Origin of the sequence: Sphingobacterium sp. 18053, assembly GCF_902706145.1 — a bacterium.
GTDB lineage: Bacteria > Bacteroidota > Bacteroidia > Sphingobacteriales > Sphingobacteriaceae > Sphingobacterium > Sphingobacterium paramultivorum.
Genome location: NZ_CACSJW010000003.1, coordinates 394,554 through 413,719 on the forward strand (window position 1 = coordinate 394,554; position 19,166 = coordinate 413,719).

11 protein-coding genes are annotated in these 19,166 nt (G+C 44.6%); 5 read left to right on the top strand and 6 right to left on the bottom strand.

The window, feature by feature from the left end; translation table 11 throughout:
- Position 1 precedes the first annotated feature (1 nt).
- Positions 2 to 3,109 carry a TonB-dependent receptor gene (locus GVK91_RS08530; protein WP_159727900.1) on the bottom strand — a complete coding sequence of 1,036 codons (3,108 nt, stop codon included), beginning with the start codon at positions 3,107 to 3,109 and terminating at the stop codon, positions 2 to 4.
- A gap of 597 nt (positions 3,110 to 3,706) precedes the next feature.
- On the opposite strand from GVK91_RS08530, the gene GVK91_RS08535 reads away from it, so the two are divergent.
- The gene (locus GVK91_RS08535) at positions 3,707 to 3,919 is read left to right on the top strand and encodes a hypothetical protein (protein ID WP_153846256.1); all 213 of its coding nucleotides are present in this window, start codon (positions 3,707 to 3,709) and stop codon (positions 3,917 to 3,919) included.
- An 88-nt stretch (positions 3,920 to 4,007) separates the two neighbouring features.
- On the opposite strand, the gene GVK91_RS08540 is transcribed toward GVK91_RS08535, so the two are convergent.
- Positions 4,008 to 4,931, bottom strand: a complete 924-nt coding sequence (locus GVK91_RS08540) for a hypothetical protein (RefSeq protein WP_153846257.1) — start codon at positions 4,929 to 4,931, stop codon at positions 4,008 to 4,010.
- 235 nt (positions 4,932 to 5,166) lie between these two features.
- Between GVK91_RS08540 and GVK91_RS08545 the strand changes: the two genes are divergently transcribed.
- Positions 5,167 to 5,646 carry a hypothetical protein gene (locus GVK91_RS08545; protein WP_153846258.1) on the top strand — a complete coding sequence of 160 codons (480 nt, stop codon included), beginning with the start codon at positions 5,167 to 5,169 and terminating at the stop codon, positions 5,644 to 5,646.
- Between the two features lie 75 nt (positions 5,647 to 5,721).
- Here the strand turns inward: GVK91_RS08545 and GVK91_RS08550 are convergent, their stop codons facing one another.
- Positions 5,722 to 9,123 (bottom strand): family 43 glycosylhydrolase, encoded by a 3,402-nt coding sequence (locus GVK91_RS08550; protein WP_159727902.1) that lies wholly within the window; start codon positions 9,121 to 9,123, stop codon positions 5,722 to 5,724.
- A gap of 254 nt (positions 9,124 to 9,377) precedes the next feature.
- Here GVK91_RS08550 and GVK91_RS08555 point away from each other — a divergent pair, with 254 nt between their 5' ends.
- From GVK91_RS08555 to GVK91_RS08565, 3 genes are all read left to right on the top strand, one after another.
- Positions 9,378 to 12,107: a DUF5695 domain-containing protein gene (locus GVK91_RS08555; RefSeq protein ID WP_200845570.1), complete on the top strand. Its 2,730-nt coding sequence runs from the start codon at positions 9,378 to 9,380 to the stop codon at positions 12,105 to 12,107.
- 405 nt (positions 12,108 to 12,512) lie between these two features.
- Positions 12,513 to 15,557, top strand: coding sequence for a SusC/RagA family TonB-linked outer membrane protein (locus tag GVK91_RS08560; protein ID WP_159727904.1), 3,045 nt, complete (start codon positions 12,513 to 12,515; stop codon positions 15,555 to 15,557).
- A 21-nt stretch (positions 15,558 to 15,578) separates the two neighbouring features.
- Complete coding sequence (locus GVK91_RS08565) at positions 15,579 to 17,120, top strand: hypothetical protein (protein ID WP_153846261.1); 1,542 nt, start codon at positions 15,579 to 15,581, stop codon at positions 17,118 to 17,120.
- A gap of 109 nt (positions 17,121 to 17,229) precedes the next feature.
- Here the strand turns inward: GVK91_RS08565 and GVK91_RS08570 are convergent, their stop codons facing one another.
- The 3 genes from GVK91_RS08570 to GVK91_RS08580 form a co-directional block, all read right to left on the bottom strand.
- Positions 17,230 to 17,886, bottom strand: a complete 657-nt coding sequence (locus GVK91_RS08570) for a response regulator transcription factor (RefSeq protein ID WP_159727906.1) — start codon at positions 17,884 to 17,886, stop codon at positions 17,230 to 17,232.
- A gap of 84 nt (positions 17,887 to 17,970) precedes the next feature.
- Complete coding sequence (locus tag GVK91_RS08575) at positions 17,971 to 18,798, bottom strand: protein-glutamate O-methyltransferase CheR (protein ID WP_159727908.1); 828 nt, start codon at positions 18,796 to 18,798, stop codon at positions 17,971 to 17,973.
- Positions 18,795 to 19,148, bottom strand: coding sequence for a response regulator (locus GVK91_RS08580; protein ID WP_235032821.1), 354 nt, complete (start codon positions 19,146 to 19,148; stop codon positions 18,795 to 18,797). The genes GVK91_RS08575 and GVK91_RS08580 overlap by 4 nt, the downstream gene beginning before the upstream one ends.
- Positions 19,149 to 19,166: the final 18 nt, after the last annotated feature.

A 19,166-nucleotide genomic window follows, 5' to 3' on the forward strand; every position in this document is an offset into this window, starting at 1 on the left:
ATTAGAATGTAAATTGAATACCCATAAAATACTCTCTTGAATTTGGAAAGCTCAACCCCCAAGGCGTTTGCCCATCGATACCACGGCTTAGATTGGAGCGTGTATCGCCCGAGCCCACTTCAGGATCATAACCTGAATACTTGGTAAAGGTCAGTAGGTTTTTTGCGCCTACGTAAAACCGCAGTCGGTCGATCTTCCAACGTTCAAGTCTAGGACTTGAAAAACTGTAACCAATGTTGACGACTTTGAGCCGCAAATAAGAACCATCCTCCACAAACCTGTTGGATGCCCTTAAATTTTGATTCGGGTCGCCGAGTACTGCACGTGGAATATTGGTATCTGTATTTTTGGGATAGATGGTCGTTTCACCGGATATGGGATTTTTGAAGACAAGCTCCTCCGCACGATAACGATCCAGAGTCGATGCAAAATTATTGTAGTAATGGTACATTCCCTCGCCCCAATAGCGGCTATTGTTGTAGATGTCGTTTCCTTTACTTCCCTGCCACATCATCGACAGATCAAATGTGCCAATCGAACTGTTGTAGTTTACATCAGCATTGAAGCCGTAACTAAAATCAGGTATTGGGCTTCCCAAAAAATCCTTATCCTGATCATTTAAGACCTTGTCGCCATTTCGGTCATTGAAGCGTACATCGCCCAATGCTGCGTGGGGTGCAAAAGCTTTATCGGCATCCAATTGTGCCTGACTGGTATATAAACCGTTGGTGGTGTAGCCCCAAAATTCCCCTACCGAACGACCAACTGCTGTTCTTGTGACGTTTTCACCCCCAGGAGAGATACTTCCCCATAAAATTTCATTATTGTTGCCCAGACTCAGCACGCGGTTTTTCACAAAAGAAATATTGGCGCCGATACGATAGCCAAAATTACCGACCTGATCTTTGTAGGAAGCCAGGATATCCCAGCCCCGATTCCGTATGCTACCGGCATTCAGCACGGGAAAGTTGTTACCATAGCCTGCGGTAAACGAAATGGGTACATTGATCAGCATGTCCTCGGTCTTTTTATTATAGTAATCAACTGTCAAAGCCAATTTATGATCAAAAAGCTCCAGATCGAGACCAAGATCAGTTGAATACTGACTTTCCCATTTTACATTCGGATTCGAGGGAGTCTGTGGCAGGGCCCCCGTGACCATCACATTGTTCAGGTAATACCAGACATGGTCGAAACTAACTGTCCGTTGATACTGATATTGTGCAATATCCGAATTACCCAGAAGCCCGTAACTAGCTCGGAGCTTCAATTCGCTGATTGCAGGAAACGCTTTCATAAAGGATTCCTGGCTGATGCGCCAGCCTGCAGATACCGAAGGGAAATTTCCATAGCGGTATTGATTACTGAAGTTGGCCGATCCATCCCGCCGCATGTTAAAGGTCAACAGGTAACGATTGTCATAATTATAGTTGATACGCCCCAGCATGGAATACATGGCCGACTGTCCCACACCTGACCCCACAAGACGGGAACTCGCCAGGGATGCCGAATTAAGGATCAAAACATCCGGACTCGGCAAACCACGGGCCCCAGCATTGACAGCATTATACCGGGATTCTTCTGAAGTGATTCCCGCCAAAGCCGAAATCGCATGCTTACCAAAGTTATTTTCATAAGTCAGCGTGTTTTCAAATAACCAGCGGTTATTCTGACTGCTGGAAATATTGAGTTCATCCGGATTATGGTTCTGATATTGTCCGACAGAGTAGTTACCTATATACCCCTCATTCCGCACCCGGCTAAGGTCGATCCCCATATTAAATTTGTAAACCAGGCCTTTTATAATCTCATAAGTAGCCCAGGCATTGCCGTTTACCGAAAAGTTGTCATTGACGTTTTTATTGAGGTATGCATTTGCCAATGCACTCTGAACATCCGTTCCATTGCCAGCTCCGGCAAAACCAGTGCTGCTGTTGGCATCGTAGAGCGGTAATGTCGAGGACCACTTTTGCGCATCGATGATATTTTTGTCGCTCCAGTTGCGGCGGGTGTAACCTAGGGAAAGGGTTTCGCCTATCTTGAGTTTTCCTTTGGTAAAATCAGAGATAAATTGGGCGCCATAATACTTATTTTTATCTTGAATAATAATGGATTTGTCTGTCGCATAGATACCGCTAAGCCGAAAATTGGCGTTTTGAGATCCGCCGGAAACCGAGAGATTATGCCGTTGATAATTGCCCGTCTGCAGCAATTCGTCCATCATATTATACCCGTGCCCGATGTCGGAGGGTTTAGACAGCGCGGCCAGATAATCTTTGCGCGAAGGATCCTTATTGTACATTTCCTCATTAATCAATTCGGCCAGTTGCTGTCCGTTCAGCAGAGGTATATTATGGGAAATATTTTTGATGCCGGCGAAGGCATTATAATCGAGCTTCACCTCTCCGGCTTTACCCCGTTTTGTGGTGACCAAAATAACGCCATTGGCCCCACGGGAACCATAGATGGCACTTGATGCGGCATCTTTCAAAACCTGAATGCTGGCAATATTATTTTCATCCGGCATAGCTCCGCCGATCATCCCATCCACGACATAGAGCGGATCGGTTCCGTTAATGGATCCAACGCCACGGATACGGATAGCGCCATTGGTTACCTGCACTCCAGGCACGGCGCTCTGAAGCGTAGCAATTGTACCACCAGGTACTTTCACCAGATCTTTGGTGTCCACAACAGCGATGGAAGAGGTCAGATCGACCTTCTTCTGTTTACCATAGCCTACCACCACAACTTCATCCACGGCAATTTCTGCGGCAACAAGTGGTATACTGATTTCCGAAGAATTACCGATTACATATTCTGCCTGATTATAACCCACATTGGATACAATAAGGACTTCTCCCGGATTGAGCTTGAGTACAAATTCGCCTTTCTCGTTTGTTGAAGTACTGAGGGTTTTGTCCTTCACTTTGATCGACGCCCCAATAATTGGTTTTCCTTGATCACTGATGATCTTTCCATGGATCACTTTTTCCTGAGCAGACAGTCGTCCAATGGACATTAACATGGAAGCCATTAACAACCACTTCACTTTCCTATTCCTTTCTTTAGGAAAACAAAAGAAAGAAGACACATAATTTCTGTTCATAATCTTTATTTAAGATAAATGTCTTTTTGCCCCTTGAGGCGAGTACTTGGTTATTTATTTATACAAATTGGTTATTTATTACTTATATGCTAACTGTGTGTGCTCACCGCTATGTGCTATCAGGTCACATATTAAGCTCGTTTCAACAGGCGGCATCCCTTAAAAATTCACTATTGCATTTACTCGATCATTTATTTAAAATGAACTGGCTTTTCGCCAATTGGTTACAAAGCAAAGCTATTGCTTTCAACAAAATCGCTTTGCAACGAATATTTAAAAGAAGGGTAAAAATGTTTAAAAGCTCTTATCGAAGACGGATGCCATTACTTTACGATATCGATCCAGAACCTGTCTTGAGACCAAAACAGAAAACCTATTGGGAGATCATTTTGAGAGATCTATTGAAATGCGGTGATCAGGTCGCCAAGCGAAAACAGTTTAACGCAAAAAAAAGCAATATTAATTTATAATCTTTTGAAGAAATATTAAAAATATTTTACATCTTTGAATTGACTTATGCAATCGATTGAATTAGCCATTTAACGCATATTTTGGATAGTTTATCCGACCTATTTTTTAAAGAAAAAACCAAACTTAATGGAATATTTTTCGCTATTGAAACACCATTCCGATGAAATCATCAAATTCATCGCTAATTGCGGTATATTTTCCTTACTTCTCAAAAATGGTAAGGTGATCCATTTTATACCGGACGACCCGGATCATTTTACCGAATGGCTCCATAGGAAAGGCATCAAAAATATTAAAAAATCACAATCTGTCGCTACTGAGGAGGAAATAGCCGTATAAGCGAATAACGAATGTTCACAATCCTAGGTAAAAGGAAGTTTCTTATCGACCAAAAATAGTACAATATTAACCAATTGAACCCTTACCCTCATTCCAGTGTATGAATGGCCAGTATTAAACTTCGCATGTCCTGCTGAATAGAACGTATGGTCGCCTGCAATTCATTGTGCATATTGGCCAGATCGTGCAGTTCCTGGGCAGCAAAAGTTCCACCATTCTTAAAATAAAGCTGCAGCAGGGGACTATCCGGTTCATCGTCCAAACCATATTGCAGCCAGCGCTGCCGCATTGTTTCTATCAATGACGAGTTTTCAGCGTTGCTAAAGTTTTTCTCGGATAAAATCCCCCAAACTGAGCTTGGGTAGACCTGCGCCTTATTATTTTGATACCAAATACTTTCAAGCATATTACGTTGCAGCTGCATCTTGACCTTTTTGCCTTTTGGGTTCAGTGTCATAAATCCCAATACCGCCGTACCGACCCCGCCAGCGATGCTCAATCCATTGTTGAGTCCATCATTTTTGACCGTGGTCGCCGTCACCGCTGTCACCGCTCCCAGAAGTATAGAAGCCACCGTCAAACGCGTCTGCGTTTTCGCATTCAGTTCGTCTATATATCCTGCGAGCTTATCGATACGCTCACCGTTACAGTCTAACTCTGCTGCAATGGCATTCAGTTCTGTCTCAAACAGCATGTACCTTTCGGTCATCTTTTGCCTTGCCGCCAATTTCAGCGTAGCATTATTCGCAGTCCCCAAATACTGGATAATGGGTTCTGCCAGATTGAGGTATTTGATCAGCACAAAATCATGGTAAGAAAAAATTTTCCTTATCTGAATACTGTCCGAGGCAGTGATTTCCTGTATTGGAATTGATGTATAGGCCACATTTGGCACACAGTAGTTTGTTGTCAACGTATGTACCTGAACATTGTTGATCAAGGTCGAACAGGCTGTCAACAGCAATACGGACAAAAAGAGAAAGGATCTGATCGTTAGAAGAATTATTTTCATTATCTGAGGTTATGCCTTATTTTTTACAACAATAACCTTTTCAGAATGTTTTTGCCCCCCCTTATTTACTTTTTTGGAAAACAAAAAGCAGGCCCTATATTTTTTTGAAAATCCGCACAACAGGTCGATCACTCCATATTTTTTTAATATATTTAAAATGAAAACAGGAACCCATTGTAGACAGATACAATGCGGGTGCAAAATATACGAGCCTAGCAACATCAAAAGACCATTTATGAACAAAACCCTTTTTCGTAACCTATTTATTGTATTATCCTTCGTTGTGATACTCTTGCCCATTTACCCATCTATTCGGTCGTATTTCAGCAAAACATGTATTATTGAAAAATATGGAGTCAATTACAATGGGCAACGCAAAAAGCTGGGACTGCATCCTCTTCCAGCTAGCTGGGGCAGAAGAAATCTCGATTCGTGCATCATTTGGTATAATCCGAGCGGTAATACAGGACATCGCTGGAAAAACATCTATTTTAAAGGCTGCAGCATCAAAAAAGAACTCGATCTTTTTGCTTTCGGATATGATGCCGAAAAAAGACAATATACCAAGGTATTGGAAGTAACGACAGATTATGATTTACAGGAGAAAGTGTTGGATATCCGTTATAAAGTGCTGACCGCATCATACAATAAACAAATCGAAAAAGCAGAAGCTGACTCATTGATCAGCACTTTAGCGCTAAATGACTCCAAGTAATCCATCATCAGTAAACTTTCGATAAAAAACGGCATTGAACAATGTTCAATACCGTTTTTTATGGACATATCATTTTTACTTCCAGATACGAAGTCTTTCAAATTCACCATAACCTAACTGGTTGTTACCGGCAATCTGATAAAGTCCAACGCGCAGTCTTTTGCCGTTCAAATCGGGGCGTAGAAACGGTGTTCCGGGAAGATCCTTCCAGTCCATGCCATCTCCCGAGCAACGCAAAAAGAAATAATTACCGATCTTCTGAACCTGAAGGTAGGGCGAAAAATTTAGGCCGGTTCCTGTATTCTCTTCCTGAAAAATCTGTGGGCCGATGCTCCGCGAAAGATTGCCCAGGTTCCATCCCGTCAAAATACAATTGGTGATGTAGGCATCCTTACTATCCATGCGTTGAATCATGATACCGGCTTCATTTGATGTGCGTACTTTACGGGCTAAGCCTGCCACATCGCTTACCTTAACCTCTAGCGTGAAATCTCCCTCCAGCTCTTTATAAACAAAGGGGGCAAGAAGGTCTGCATCACCCCATTTTGTATTTTTAGACTGGATTTTCCAGGTTCCATTCAAGTAGGAAAGCGCTGTCTGCGTACTGTCGGTTCTTTCACTATATTGATAACCATCCCAGAAAGGAATTTTCTGATCCTTGGCCGAATAGCTTTCATTGTGTGCTGACTGTACCAATTGTGGCTTTTGCACCAAAATCCCTTCCACTACCGGCTTACTGACATGGCCAAAGGCATCCTTCGCCAGAACTTCGATAGATTTTCCAGATTCGAATGATTTAAAGAGATGGTAAGACTGTTGCTTCCAGCCTGAGCTCTCACCCTCAGAACGGAATAGATACCACATTCCCGGCTGTTTTTCGACCTGTGCAAATACCTGATCGGCATTGATCAGGTGCGGTGGAGAAAGCACCTGCGGAACATACCCGTCCAGCCCATTGGCCAAGCCAGCCTTCCACTGACTGAACTTCGCGGTTACCTCATCCGATGTTAAGGTGCCAGAATAGGCGCGAAAGAAATAAAATGGATAAGTCAGTTCGATGCTAGTCTTATTTACCCGCAGCAATTTGTCAGAAAACACCCGCTTTTCAGCCTTCCCATTGCGATAAAAGCGCTTTTTTCCTTTATCATACACAAACACAGCATGCTGCCAGGCAGCGCCATCGTACCAGTCAAAACCCAGCGTATACTGTTGCTGTCGGAGAATGTCTGTTAACGCCGCACTTTCAAAAGCCTTACCTTTCAATGCCAATCTATTTCCCGCTACCATGACCTCCGCATCGTCAAGCGTCACTAAGGTATCCATTGCTGTTCCTTGGTTCCGCAAAGTGCTGAGCTTTCCGAGATTTAAATCGTCAGTTTGCAGCGCAAAGAAATCCGATTTCGGGACTTCATTGGCCAAACTGGCCACTTCCTCCTCATCCAAGCTCGTATTATATACCTGCAAACTGGATACATAGCCCGAAAAATGTTGATCCAGCACATCCGAAGCCCCTAGGACAAAAACATCCCCGGGCCTGACAAACAGCATCCTATTTTCCTTGCGCTGCAGCTTTCCGTCCACATAAATAGACTCCTTATAGCCGTCAAAAGAAAATACAATATGATGCCATACATTTGCGCCCGGAACCGATGCATACCCCAAATCAGGCCAGGAGCCATGCGTGATGGCCCCACGTCCGGAATCTGTACCATAACCAAAAATCGCTTTACTGAGATCCTGCTGCCCCGACGACCAGGCAACCAACGGTTCAAACCGGGCAATGTCCGGATTATTAACCCATAGCGCAATACTATAAGAACTATTTGCAGCCAACGACTGTGGCACAGCGAAAGTCGAGCGCAACGCGGTAGCTCCATCAAAGAAGAATGCCTTTTTACCCTGATAATTTTTAACGGCCAAGGCATGTTCTGTACGGAACATCCCCCCGAGTAGCCCTTTATTCTGAATACCTTTTACCTGTTGCCCCTCCTGGTAATTGGCCGCATCGATATGGATTAAATTACCCAATGTTATTTCCTTGACGGGCATCGTTTGTGCTGCAGACCACAGCGTCTGTTGCGCAAGCTTTTGTGCATACACTTTCATGTTCCAAACGCCACGAGGAAGTCCATTCACTTGCGTGTTCAATACATGTAATCTAACATATCTTGCCATAGCTTTGCCGTGTTCAACAATAGGACTTGCCCAACGGTCATTATTCGAGCGATCTACAAAGCTTTTCCAGACAAGACCATCCACAGAAGTTTCGAGTCGATATTGATAGGCATAAGTTGGGTATTCAAACTGAATGGATATGGTCTGTATATCCAGCTTCTTACCCAGATCAATAGTTACCCAGGCCGGTCCTTGATTATTTTTGGCCCGCCATAGTGTTCCATTGTTGTTGTCGACTAAGAATGCAGGCCTAAAATCTGCGTTGTAGTAAGAGGAGGCCTGCACCGTTTTCCCAAAAGCCAAATCTACTGGCCCTGTAACTGTTGGAAGCAAATCTGGCACACCAGCATGTGTGGGCCGCACCTGCTCAATATCGCCGTCAGGCGTAAAGAATAGCTCGTCCATGGCAACCTGACGATGGAATCCGCCCCCAGCATGTGGATTGTTATGCCTGTGATAGACGATGAAATAACGATTATCCTGTTCAAGAATACTATGGTGTCCCGGACCGTGAATACTGCCATCCTCGTTTGTAATCAATATTGGATTGGTCGATGGAAATTCAAAAGGTCCCATCGGACCGATTTTACTTTTAACATATTGCACGCGATAAGTACCATCTTCACAATGCCCCGAGGAGTACATCAGGTAATAGATACCCTTACGCTTAAACATATAGGGCGCCTCAAAAAAGTCCTTTGCCACCGTATTGGGAATCAATGCTGTCTTTTCGAACGTTTTCATATCCCTGTTGAGTATTCCCACCGCACATCCATGATCGGGGTAGATTCCCCAGGTTCCCCAAAATAGATAAATACGGCCATCATCATCCCGAAAGGTTTGCCCGTCCAGAGTAATTACGCCTGGAATCATATAATTAGGGATCATCGATTTGCCTTCGGCTACCAAAGGTTCCCAGGGTCCCGTTGGGCTGTCGGCCACTGCCCCAAAAATTTCTACAGGCTGACTATAATAGAGGTAATATCGTCCGTCGTATCCCTGCGTCATATCAGGAGCCCAGTACCAGTGTGTATTGGGCCAGTTCATGGGTTGAATGGTCCAGTTCTTAAAATCCCTGGATGTCCATACCTGTGATGGCCCTGCTCCCCAGCCATTACCATCGGTGGTCGCATAGATATAATACGTATCCGCAATTTTCTTGATGCTCGGGTCCGCAAAATACCCGGGCAGCAGTGGATTCAATACATTAGGCTGTTGGTAGGGTTTCAACGACTGTGCCACCAGCCCTGTAAGCGACATAACCAGTACAGCCAAAATAGCGAAAGAAAAATAATGTTTCATGATAACACAAAGTTTACAGGTACATAAAAAACGATATCGCCATTCAATTGACTTTATAACAAATAAAATCTACGATAAATGTCTATTTAACATTAAATTTATAACTTCGATCATCGCATTACAAATTTTGAGGGCTAATAGGTTAAAAATGGGCTATTGAAGGTTAAAATCTACCCATAAATCGAGGGTACAATCCTTCATCTTTGTAAGAACAATGATCTTCGGCGTATTAAATGAGCAATAACATGTCAAAAATGAATCTTAAAAAAAGCTATTGGATCCTATTTGCGCTCGTATGCACACAGTTGCCAAGCAGCGTATATAGTCAACAGGACGAACACCCCGTATGGAAAGCAGTCAAAGCACAGCAAGCCACTTTAGGTGTTGAAGAGGGTGCCAAAAGCTTTACCCTCAAAAACCTCCATGTAGCTATCCTCAATGCATCGCAGACGCTATCTTCTTTTCGCCCCAACGGCGGCGAAAAAGATTTTGACTATACACCTGTTGAGCTCCTGAGCAAAAGAGACCGCAATAAGTTTTTTCATATCGGTGATATCAATATCAGTTTGCGCCGTCAGGGTGATACCCCCTGGACTTCCTACTCATCGGCGGCAGACCGTAAGCATGTCATCCCGATAAATCCGGCGAAAAACGATCTTGCAAGTGCAGATATCAGCCCTACGCTCAACAATATTCCGTTGAAGGTTGTACGCAGCTGGCGAGATGACGGAGGCGATCTGATCCTGAGTTTTGAGGTTTCAAATCCCAACGATTATCCCATCGAAATCGGCGCGCTGGGTATCCCACTTCCCTTCAACAACAACATGGATTGGAAAAATCTCGATCAGGCACATGCACAGAATGTCTTTTTCGATCCCTATATCGGCCAAGATGCGGGTTATCTACAGGTCAACCGCCTACATGGCAATGGGCCGAGTCTGTTGGTATTGCCCTATAAAAATGCAGGCTTTGAAGCCTACAATCCGCTCAATACAGACCCTACCCCCCGAAGTATTACCTTTGAGGGATTTCATGAATGGATGATCCACAGTAAGGCCTATGCCGAGACTGATTGGAAAGGCGTAGAACAATGGAATACACCGACTTCTACCCTCTTGAAGCCACATGAATCAAAGACCTTTGCCTTAAAATTTGTCCTCGCACCAAGTATCCGGCAAATTGAATCGGAGTTATTGAAAAACAATAGGCCTGTCGCTGTTGGACTTCCCGGATATGTTGTCCCCATGGACAATCCCGCCAAACTCTTTGTTAAGCACAACAAAGCGGTCAAAAGTGTCAGTGTCTATCCCGAAGGTGCATTGACCCTGACAAAAAAAGGAAGCACAGCTCAGCAATGGACCGAATACGAAGTGAAGGGCAACCGTTGGGGACGTGCACGGCTTACCATCAACTACAGGGATGGCATTACGCAGACGATCCACTATAAAGTAATCAAATCCGAAAAAGAAGTTGTACGGGATCTGGGCCATTTCCTCACCACCAAGCAGTGGTATGAAAATGACAAGGATCTCTTTGGCCGTTCACCATCTGTCATATCCTATGACTATGAAGAACAGCAGCCCATCACCCAAAATAGGAGCGCCTGGTTTGCAGGCCTCAGCGATGAAGCCGGAGCAGCAAGCTGGCTTGCCGCCCTGATGAAACAAGTACTGCAGCCCGATCAACAGGAAATAGCCAAATTGAAACGTTTTGTCAATGAGACCCTATACGGTCATATCCAGCATAAAGAAGGCGACAAGAAATATGGTGTTGTCAAAAGCCTTTTTTATTATGAACCAGATTCAATGCCAGCCGGTACCTACCGTTCGGATATCAACTGGAAAACCTGGTCTGCCTGGCCCAAAAAGGAAGCCGATGACATTGGACGATCCTACAATTATCCACATGTTGCGGCAGCACATTGGGTGATGTACAGGCTCGCCCGCAACTACAACAATCTGGTCAATGAGGAAACCTGGGACAAGTACCTCGAACGGGCTTACCAGACCAGTATCGCCATGGTCGAAAAAGCGCCTTATTACGCGCAGTTCGGTCAAATGGAAGGCAGTATCTTCCTTATCGTCCTCAATGATCTCCGTAAGGAAGGATTAACAACGATGGCCGACAAGCTTGAAGCCGCCATGCGCAAGCGAGCAGAGCATTGGAAAACCCTCAATTATCCATTCGGGAGTGAGATGCCATGGGATTCTACAGGTCAGGAAGAGGTATACCTCTGGTCGCGCTTTTTCGGCTTCGACGAAAAAGCTCAAGTGACGCTCAATGCCATCATTGCTTACATGCCTACCGTGCCGCACTGGGGTTACAATGGCAGTGCACGTCGTTATTGGGATTTTGTCTATGGCGGCAAGCTCTCCCGTATCGAGCGGCAGCTGCACCATTATGGTTCGGCCCTCAATGCCATTCCTGTCCTTACAGCTTATCGCGACCATCCGGACGACTTCTACCTGCTCCGTATCGGACATGCAGGTATGATGGGGGCCTTGGCCAATGTCACAGCCGACGGCTTTGGCCCGGGAGCGTTCCACTCCTACCCGTCCACACTAGCCAATGACGGCATCTCGGGCGATTATGGAACCGGCTTTTATGGTTATGCCGTAAATTCGGGGACCTACATTGTCGAACATCCCGAATTTGGCTGGCTGGCTTTCAGCGGTAATCTAAAAACCGAAAAACAACAGGTCAAGGTTGCCCTGACTACAGCCTCCAAGGGACGTGTCTTCCTGGCAAAAGAAAATCTTTGGTTGACCACAGATGCCGGAGAAATTGCCGAATTGCACTACGATCAAAAAGACCGCAGCGTCACCCTGATCTTTAATAATGAGGCAAAACAAAATAGCGCGAATATTCTGCTCAATGTAAATCCCGAAAGCCATTATGAGGTGGAAGGAATAAACAAAGATCCGTTGAATCGCTATGTAATACCCCTATCAACAAAAACAGTAAAATTGAAAAAGCTGAAGTAGAAAAGAATGCAGACAATGGCCTACTAAAACATGGGCTATATCTTCGCCAGCCTCCATGCTAGAAACACAAGCGATTATAAGACTTCAAAAAGCGGGCTTTCATTTACATGGAAGCCCGCTTTGGTTTCGTAGCAGCAGCGCAGTTCAATTTATTTAAAAAATAATCTACTAAATTTATAGACTTTATTTTTTATTCCCTATATTTGCTTATCGTATTCAATCAACTAAACTTTTTTAACATTTAAGATCCCTTATGAAAAATCAACAATTCCACATTGCATCCATGCGAATGTGTTGCTAACAAAAAACTACAGTGTTCTGCTGTAGAAACATTCCCCTAGAAATCCTGCAAGTAATCAATTGGCGTTGGCACTTGTTTAATTTTTAACTATTAATCCAAATTTTATGAAAAACATTGGAGTACGGCTGTATTCTATCTATTTTCTATTGTTCTTTTTTTGGGTACAACCCACTTATTCACAGAACAAGCCCAAACCTATCGTAAACGCTACCCTTGAGGGCCATATCATTGACGCTTCTACAAAACAGCCTATAGAAGATGTCACTGTGCAATTGGATGCTGTTACCCACTCTGTGAAAACCGATCGGGAGGGTAGATTTCAATTTGTTACTGGACAGAAGCTTCCCTTTAAGGTTAGGCTGACGCATCTCAACTACAAGTCACTCTCCCTTGTTATCGACAAAAGTCCCATTGTTATTGAGCTTAGCCCAGCAAGCAAAGACCTGGAAGAAGTCGTGGTAACAGGTGTTGCACAAGGCACAAGCCGCAAAAAGCTATCCTTTGCATTAACCAAAGTAGACCAGGAGCTGATCGGTACCGTTCCTGCTCTCGATGCTTCCACGAGTTTACGCGGAAAAGTCGCCGGCCTTCGTATCGACCAGTCGGGTGGCAATGCCGGAGCATCGGTATATCTCCGTGGATCAAAGTCGGTAACTGGAGAAATCGAGCCTTTGATCGTGGTGGATGGCTTCGTCACAGCCCTCCGTCTTTCAGATCTTAATCCCAACGATATTGAGAGCATCGAAGTTGTCAAAGGAGCTGCAGCCTCGGCCTTATATGGAACCCGCGGCGAGGGCGGGGTCATTCAGGTGTTGACAAAAAACGGTAAAAAGGAAGGAAAACTGAATATCAGTATAGATAACGAACTTGGTTACTCGAGCCTGTTATTACTTCCACCCCTATCCTATCAGCATCATTTCAAGGTCAACCCAGACGGATCTTTCCTGTTGGTTAATGGAGCTCGGGTGATCGACTACAAGGAAAATGGTTTTTCGGTCAATCTGCATCCCTATAAAGACTATGTGGACAATACCAAAAATCTATTGGGCCGGACCAGCTATTTTACCAATTCCATCTCGGCCGCAGCAAGTGGTGAAAAATACAACATCTATTTATCCGCACAAAACCAACATAAAGGCGGTGTTTCACCAGTGGTCGATGCAGACAAAAGACAGAACATCCTGTTCAATCTTGGTTACCGCGTTTCACCCAAAATTACAGCCGATCTAACCACACAGTATAGCTTCTTCAATACACCTTCGAGTGCTGTATCCAGCCGTTCGGATGGACTGCTTTATTCGACTTTACTTGTCGAGCCTTTTATCGATCTCAGTGAAAAGAATGAATCGGGAAAATATGTCTACCTACCCAAAGGGAGCAATCTTTCCGGTCAGCAATGGACCAATCCTTTCTATCGACTGAGCAATGAGGAATACGCCTATCAGACCGAGAATCTGCTGCTGGGTGGAAAACTAAAATATGCAATTACCGAACACCTGAGTGCCGAAGGAGCCCTTTCCTTACAGACAAAACAATATAATACCGAAGAATACTACCCTAAAGGTTATCAGACCATTGTCCCGGATGTCAGTCTGAATAATGGGAACTATGCTTTAAGAACCTCTAAAAGCACCAGCAAAAATGGTCAGCTACAATTAAATTACAACCGCAGGACTGGCAATCTGGATTGGGGGCTTACTGCCAAATATGTGTATGAATTTGCATCGCAGACAGGTTTCAATGCTTCCGGTCGAAATCTTACGGCCCCAGTCAAAAGCCTGGATGTGACAGAACCGAGCACGAGGGTCATTTCATCCAATTGGGAAAAAACAGTTAACCATGGCTATTTCCTCAACGCCAAGTTTGCCTGGGCAGATAAACTATTTGTAGATGCCTTGGGCCGGCTCGATCAGAGTTCACGGTTTGGCCGCGATGTAGGAACAGCCTTTTTCCCCCGCATTTCTGCCGCCTACCGTTTGACGCAGGATATCAAGCTCGATCCATTGACAGAGTTTAAGCTACGGGTGGCATATGGAAAAGCGGGAAGCCTTCCTCCTTTTGGAGCCAAAGACAGCCGCGTCAGCATCACCAATACAGGGGGTGTCAGCTATACACAAAATGACAATACCGACCTGAAGCGGGCAGTTACCGCGGAAACGGAACTTGGTTTTGATGCCGTCTTATTTAAGCGACTGAATGTACAGTTCAACTATGCTTTTTCAAATAGTACCAACGATTTTATTTCTGTCCCAGCCTTTACACCGATTTCGGGCTCAGCAAGCATCTACGACAACCTAGGCGCTGTAAAATCAAATTCTCTCGAACTGGAGGTCAATGGAAAAGTGCTCGAGCATAAAAAGTTTAGTTGGTCATCAGGCCTTACTTTCAGCCGCGTCAGTAGCCGGATTACATCACTGGGCGATGTTCCCGAGTTTACATACAACGGTTATCGAAAAGCTGTCGGTGCCAGTACCACCGCAATTTATGGGTACAGTATCCACTCGGATCTCGCGCAGTTGCAAACCAATGCCGACGGTTTTGTCATCAATGCCGGTAACGGTACCAAACGGGTTGAAGACTATGTGGTAAATGACTTTGGTGTTGTGGTCGAAAAAGCCACATTGGGTACGGCAAATGAAGCGCCCGTATTTTATGTCAATGCTGCAACTGGCAATGCCAAAATTATCGGCGATGCCAATCCAGATTTTTTACTGGGCTTTACAAACACCTTTAATTACGGGCGTTTTTCACTTTACAGCGTGCTGGATTGGCAACAAGGGGGACAGAAATTCAATGAAACCGCACAATATCTGACCTATGTCTACCGCTCGGAATTTTCTGACCGGAGTGCCGCCGCAGGCAAACCGCTAAACTTCACCACCCAGGTATTCAACGCCTCACAAGTGACAGATTATTGGATCGAAAAAACGACCTATTTGGCCCTTCGCGAGCTTTCGTTATCCTATAAACTCCCAACAGAAAAACTAGGTCTTTCCAAGGTTCTGAAAAATGCCAATCTATCCCTTATCGGCAGAAACCTCTTTATCTGGACAAACTATAAGGGAGTTAATGTTGATGGAATCGGACAGGATGGATTCAACTACCCTACCTACCGTATTATTTCAGGGAAACTCACCTTCAATTTTTAACCTAATCAGACAAAGTAAAACATGAAGAAGATATTTTTTGGTTTAGCCGTTCTTTTCTCACTAGGCTCATGCGAATCAATCGGATTCGATGACCCCTCGACATTGACGAATGCCGAAGCCATAGAAAAGATAAAAAGTTTGGGTTATGTACTCACAACAAGCAGTGTGCAAACCGCCTTTAATACCACGACCAATAACGCTGGTGGCTCCCATTTTAGTCTTTGGGCAGACCAGTCAACCAATACCAACGGCAGCCAGTCCTGGTGGGATTTTGCGAACGAACCGCGGTTACGTTTGAACAACAATTCCGCTTACCGCGGTAATGCAGCCGTTCGTGAAGTGTATTCCAATTTCTATCAGTCCAATCTGGATGCCACCAAAGTGATCGACCTGATCGAGAATCAAAAGTTGACGATCTATGATGACAAGGGTGCCGACCGGACCAAAGACTGTCTTATTGGTGCCTACTATGCAAAAGGTGTCTCCCAAGGTTACCTGGGCGCAATATTCGACCGCGGACTGATTGTCGATGATGTCAACCTTAAACTCAAGGAGTTTCCCAATTCCTATAAAGAGCTGATCGAGAATGGCATCAAACATCTTGATAAGACCTTGCAGCTTATTGCCGAAACACCTAACCTGAATTTCGATTTTTTAAAGGGTGTCACCATTTCCAAAGGCGATCTCGTATTGCTGATCAATTCGCTTTCTGCTCGGATCCTTTCCTCCGTAGCACGGGATAAGGCCGAAGCAGAAAATCTGGGTTCTCCTTATTGGAACAGAGTTCTTGCCTATGCCAACAAAGGCTTTACCACCGATTACACCATCACCACTACCGTGGGTGGCTACTACAATGCCTTGGTCGATGTACTCGAACGCCCGTACGGAACAGCCTCTTATGTTCCTGCAGATATCAAAATCGCTTATCTGGCGGATAAAACAAAAAAAACGCCCACAGCCTACCCTACAAACAACAGCGTTATCTTGGGTCCTATTGAATCTGACGACAAACGCTTCTACCAATATTTTACTTACACAAGTAACTTCGGTATTTTGCTTGAAGCCAGAGGAAGGGGGCTTTTCAGCAATTACATGCGTTCCCGGTGGATGTATCCCAAATTGTCTACCCTCAATGTTGCTGGCGCTGTCAATCCTTACTTTTTGGCCGAAGAAACACGCTTATTGCGGGCAGAAGCAAAATACTGGTTGAAAGATTACGATGGTGCTGCCGCTGAGCTGAATGCTTCGACAGCCTCCCGCAAACAAAAAGGAGGTCTTCCTGATGTGATAGCCAACGCCAGTGCCCTACGCGATGCCATTCATTATGAATATGCCATAGAAATAGATGGGGCGGGTGGTACTTTTGTACCCTTCACCTTTATGCGGAGAAATGATCTGCTACAGGGCGGCACGCCGACCCAGTTTCCGATACCACAGATCCAACTGGAACTCATCGGAGAACCTGTATACACCTTCGGTGGGAATGAGTCTGCTGGTGAAAAAGGCAAATTTGGTGAGCTTGGTACAGCCCGCGACAATGGCTGGAAGCCAGCTTCAAAATAATCAAACAGAACAACCATTCTGTCGAACTAACCCCGTTTATATATAAGCCTTCTGTTTTCCGCGCTGCACACAGCAGCGTGGAAACAAAGGCTATTTTTTACGGCTCTATTTAGCTCAGCAGCTTTTGCTGAAACGCAAAACGGATCAGATCGGCCGTGTTTTTGCTTTTTGTCTTATCCATCAGATTCTGACGGTGCCCTTCGACAGTCCGTTTGCTCAAAAAGATTTTATCCGCAATTTCCACAGCGGTGAAACCCTGCGCAATGAGTTCCAGTACGGCAAATTCCCTTTCTGAGATTTCATACTGCGACAGCCGTGAAGTAACATCAACATTCGCACTATTCTCAACATCAAAGTTTTCCATAAACCGTAGACCGAAATTGGTCATCAGATATTTATGCCCCTGAGATAAACGTAACAATCCAAATAAGATTTCATCATAGTCCCCTCCTTTAGATAGATACCCGTCTGCACCACTCCGAAAAGCTTCGGCTACATCAACCGGATCTTCAATCATGGAAAGCGCAGCAAACCTAAGATCAGGATATATTTTTTTGGCCATTCGGATGAAACTCACACCATCCATGCCCTGCATATTCAGGTCCGTTAAAACCAGATCTGGCAATGCATTTTGTTCAAGATAGATTAATGCATCCTCTGCACTGTCTACTTCTCCTACCACCGAAAGCTTGTCGTGGGTATCAATGATCAAGCGTATCCCATTTCGCACAAGTCGATGGTCATCAACTAAAAGAATTTTAGTCATTTTTCCTCCAATCCTACCAAGATAATCTATTTTTTTTATTAAGTTATTTTTTAAAATTAGTTCACGTAAAAATCCCATCCAGTTCTACTTGACCTTTCGCCATATCTTTTCATTGCCCACCTGATTATAGTGGGGTGCCAGTGCAGAAAAGCGCAGTGTCTCCTGACTGCCTAAGGCGAGGTAGCCGAATGTTTCGAGGCTTTCATCAAAAAGGGACAATACCCTGGCCTGCAGCTCTGTGTCAAAATAGATCAGCACATTGCGACATAGAATCAGCTGAAAAGCATTAAAAGAAGCATCACTCACCAGGTTGTGAGAAGCAAAAACAATACGTTCCCGCAAGGTGGAATTGAATTTTACCCAGTTATAGTTCGCGGTATAGTACGATGAAAAATCAGCTTTACCGCCCGAAAGCTGATAATTTTCAACATAGGATTTTAGGTTTGCCATCGGGATAACAGCCTTCTTTGCCTGCTCGAGCACCGACGGGTTGATATCGGTGCCATAGATCAATGATTTGTGCAATAGATTTTCTTCTTGCAATAAAATTGCCAGCGAGTACGCTTCCTCACCTGTTGCACAGCCCGCTATCCAGATGCGGATAAACGGCGAAGTACGCAATTTTGGAAGGATTTCATGACGAAGATTTGCGAAAAAGCTTGGGTCACGAAACATTTCGGTTACGTTCACTGTCATCTTTTCGACAAATCGCTGCATGTATTCCGGATCGTGAACAACACGATAACGTAGTTCGGCGAAACTCGCAAAATTATCCAGCAGGCAAAGCTGGTTTATCCGCCGCGATAAGGATGCTTTCGTATAGTGGGTAAAGTCGTAACCATAGAGACGCTCCACATCCTCCATCAGGATCATGACCTGCTCTTGGCTGACAATTTTTTTCCCTGTGGTCATCCCGCTATTTCTCTTATCATCTGCACAAGCAGTTCAATGTCGATCGGTTTCGAGATATAGCCGTTTGCCCCCGCAGACAGACATTTTTCACGATCGCCAGTCATAGCCTGTGCCGTCACGGCGATAATAGGCAATTCACTTGCGTTCCATGACTGACGGATCAGCTTGGTGGCTTCATAGCCGTCTATCTCGGGCATCATCATATCCATGAGCACAATACCTATGCCGCCATGATCCCGTAACTGAGCAAGTCCTTCTTCTGCAGACAGACTGCCCATCGCCTGAAAACCTCTTGACTTCAAGGCCAATTTCAACGCAAATATATTGTTCTGATCATCGTCGATGATCAATATGGTTTTGTTTTTATC

What these genes read in the sequence shown, in the direction of transcription:
- GVK91_RS08530 (WP_159727900.1), bottom strand. Translation starts at nt 3,109, where the DNA reads ATGAACAGAAATTATGTGTCTTCTTTCTTTTGTTTTCCTAAAGAAAGG.
- GVK91_RS08535 (WP_153846256.1), top strand. Translation starts at nt 3,707, where the DNA reads ATGGAATATTTTTCGCTATTGAAACACCATTCCGATGAAATCATCAAA.
- GVK91_RS08540 (WP_153846257.1), bottom strand. Translation starts at nt 4,931, where the DNA reads ATGAAAATAATTCTTCTAACGATCAGATCCTTTCTCTTTTTGTCCGTA.
- GVK91_RS08545 (WP_153846258.1), top strand. Translation starts at nt 5,167, where the DNA reads ATGAACAAAACCCTTTTTCGTAACCTATTTATTGTATTATCCTTCGTT.
- GVK91_RS08550 (WP_159727902.1), bottom strand. Translation starts at nt 9,123, where the DNA reads ATGAAACATTATTTTTCTTTCGCTATTTTGGCTGTACTGGTTATGTCG.
- GVK91_RS08555 (WP_200845570.1), top strand. Translation starts at nt 9,378, where the DNA reads ATGAATCTTAAAAAAAGCTATTGGATCCTATTTGCGCTCGTATGCACA.
- GVK91_RS08560 (WP_159727904.1), top strand. Translation starts at nt 12,513, where the DNA reads ATGAAAAACATTGGAGTACGGCTGTATTCTATCTATTTTCTATTGTTC.
- GVK91_RS08565 (WP_153846261.1), top strand. Translation starts at nt 15,579, where the DNA reads ATGAAGAAGATATTTTTTGGTTTAGCCGTTCTTTTCTCACTAGGCTCA.
- GVK91_RS08570 (WP_159727906.1), bottom strand. Translation starts at nt 17,886, where the DNA reads ATGACTAAAATTCTTTTAGTTGATGACCATCGACTTGTGCGAAATGGG.
- GVK91_RS08575 (WP_159727908.1), bottom strand. Translation starts at nt 18,798, where the DNA reads ATGACCACAGGGAAAAAAATTGTCAGCCAAGAGCAGGTCATGATCCTG.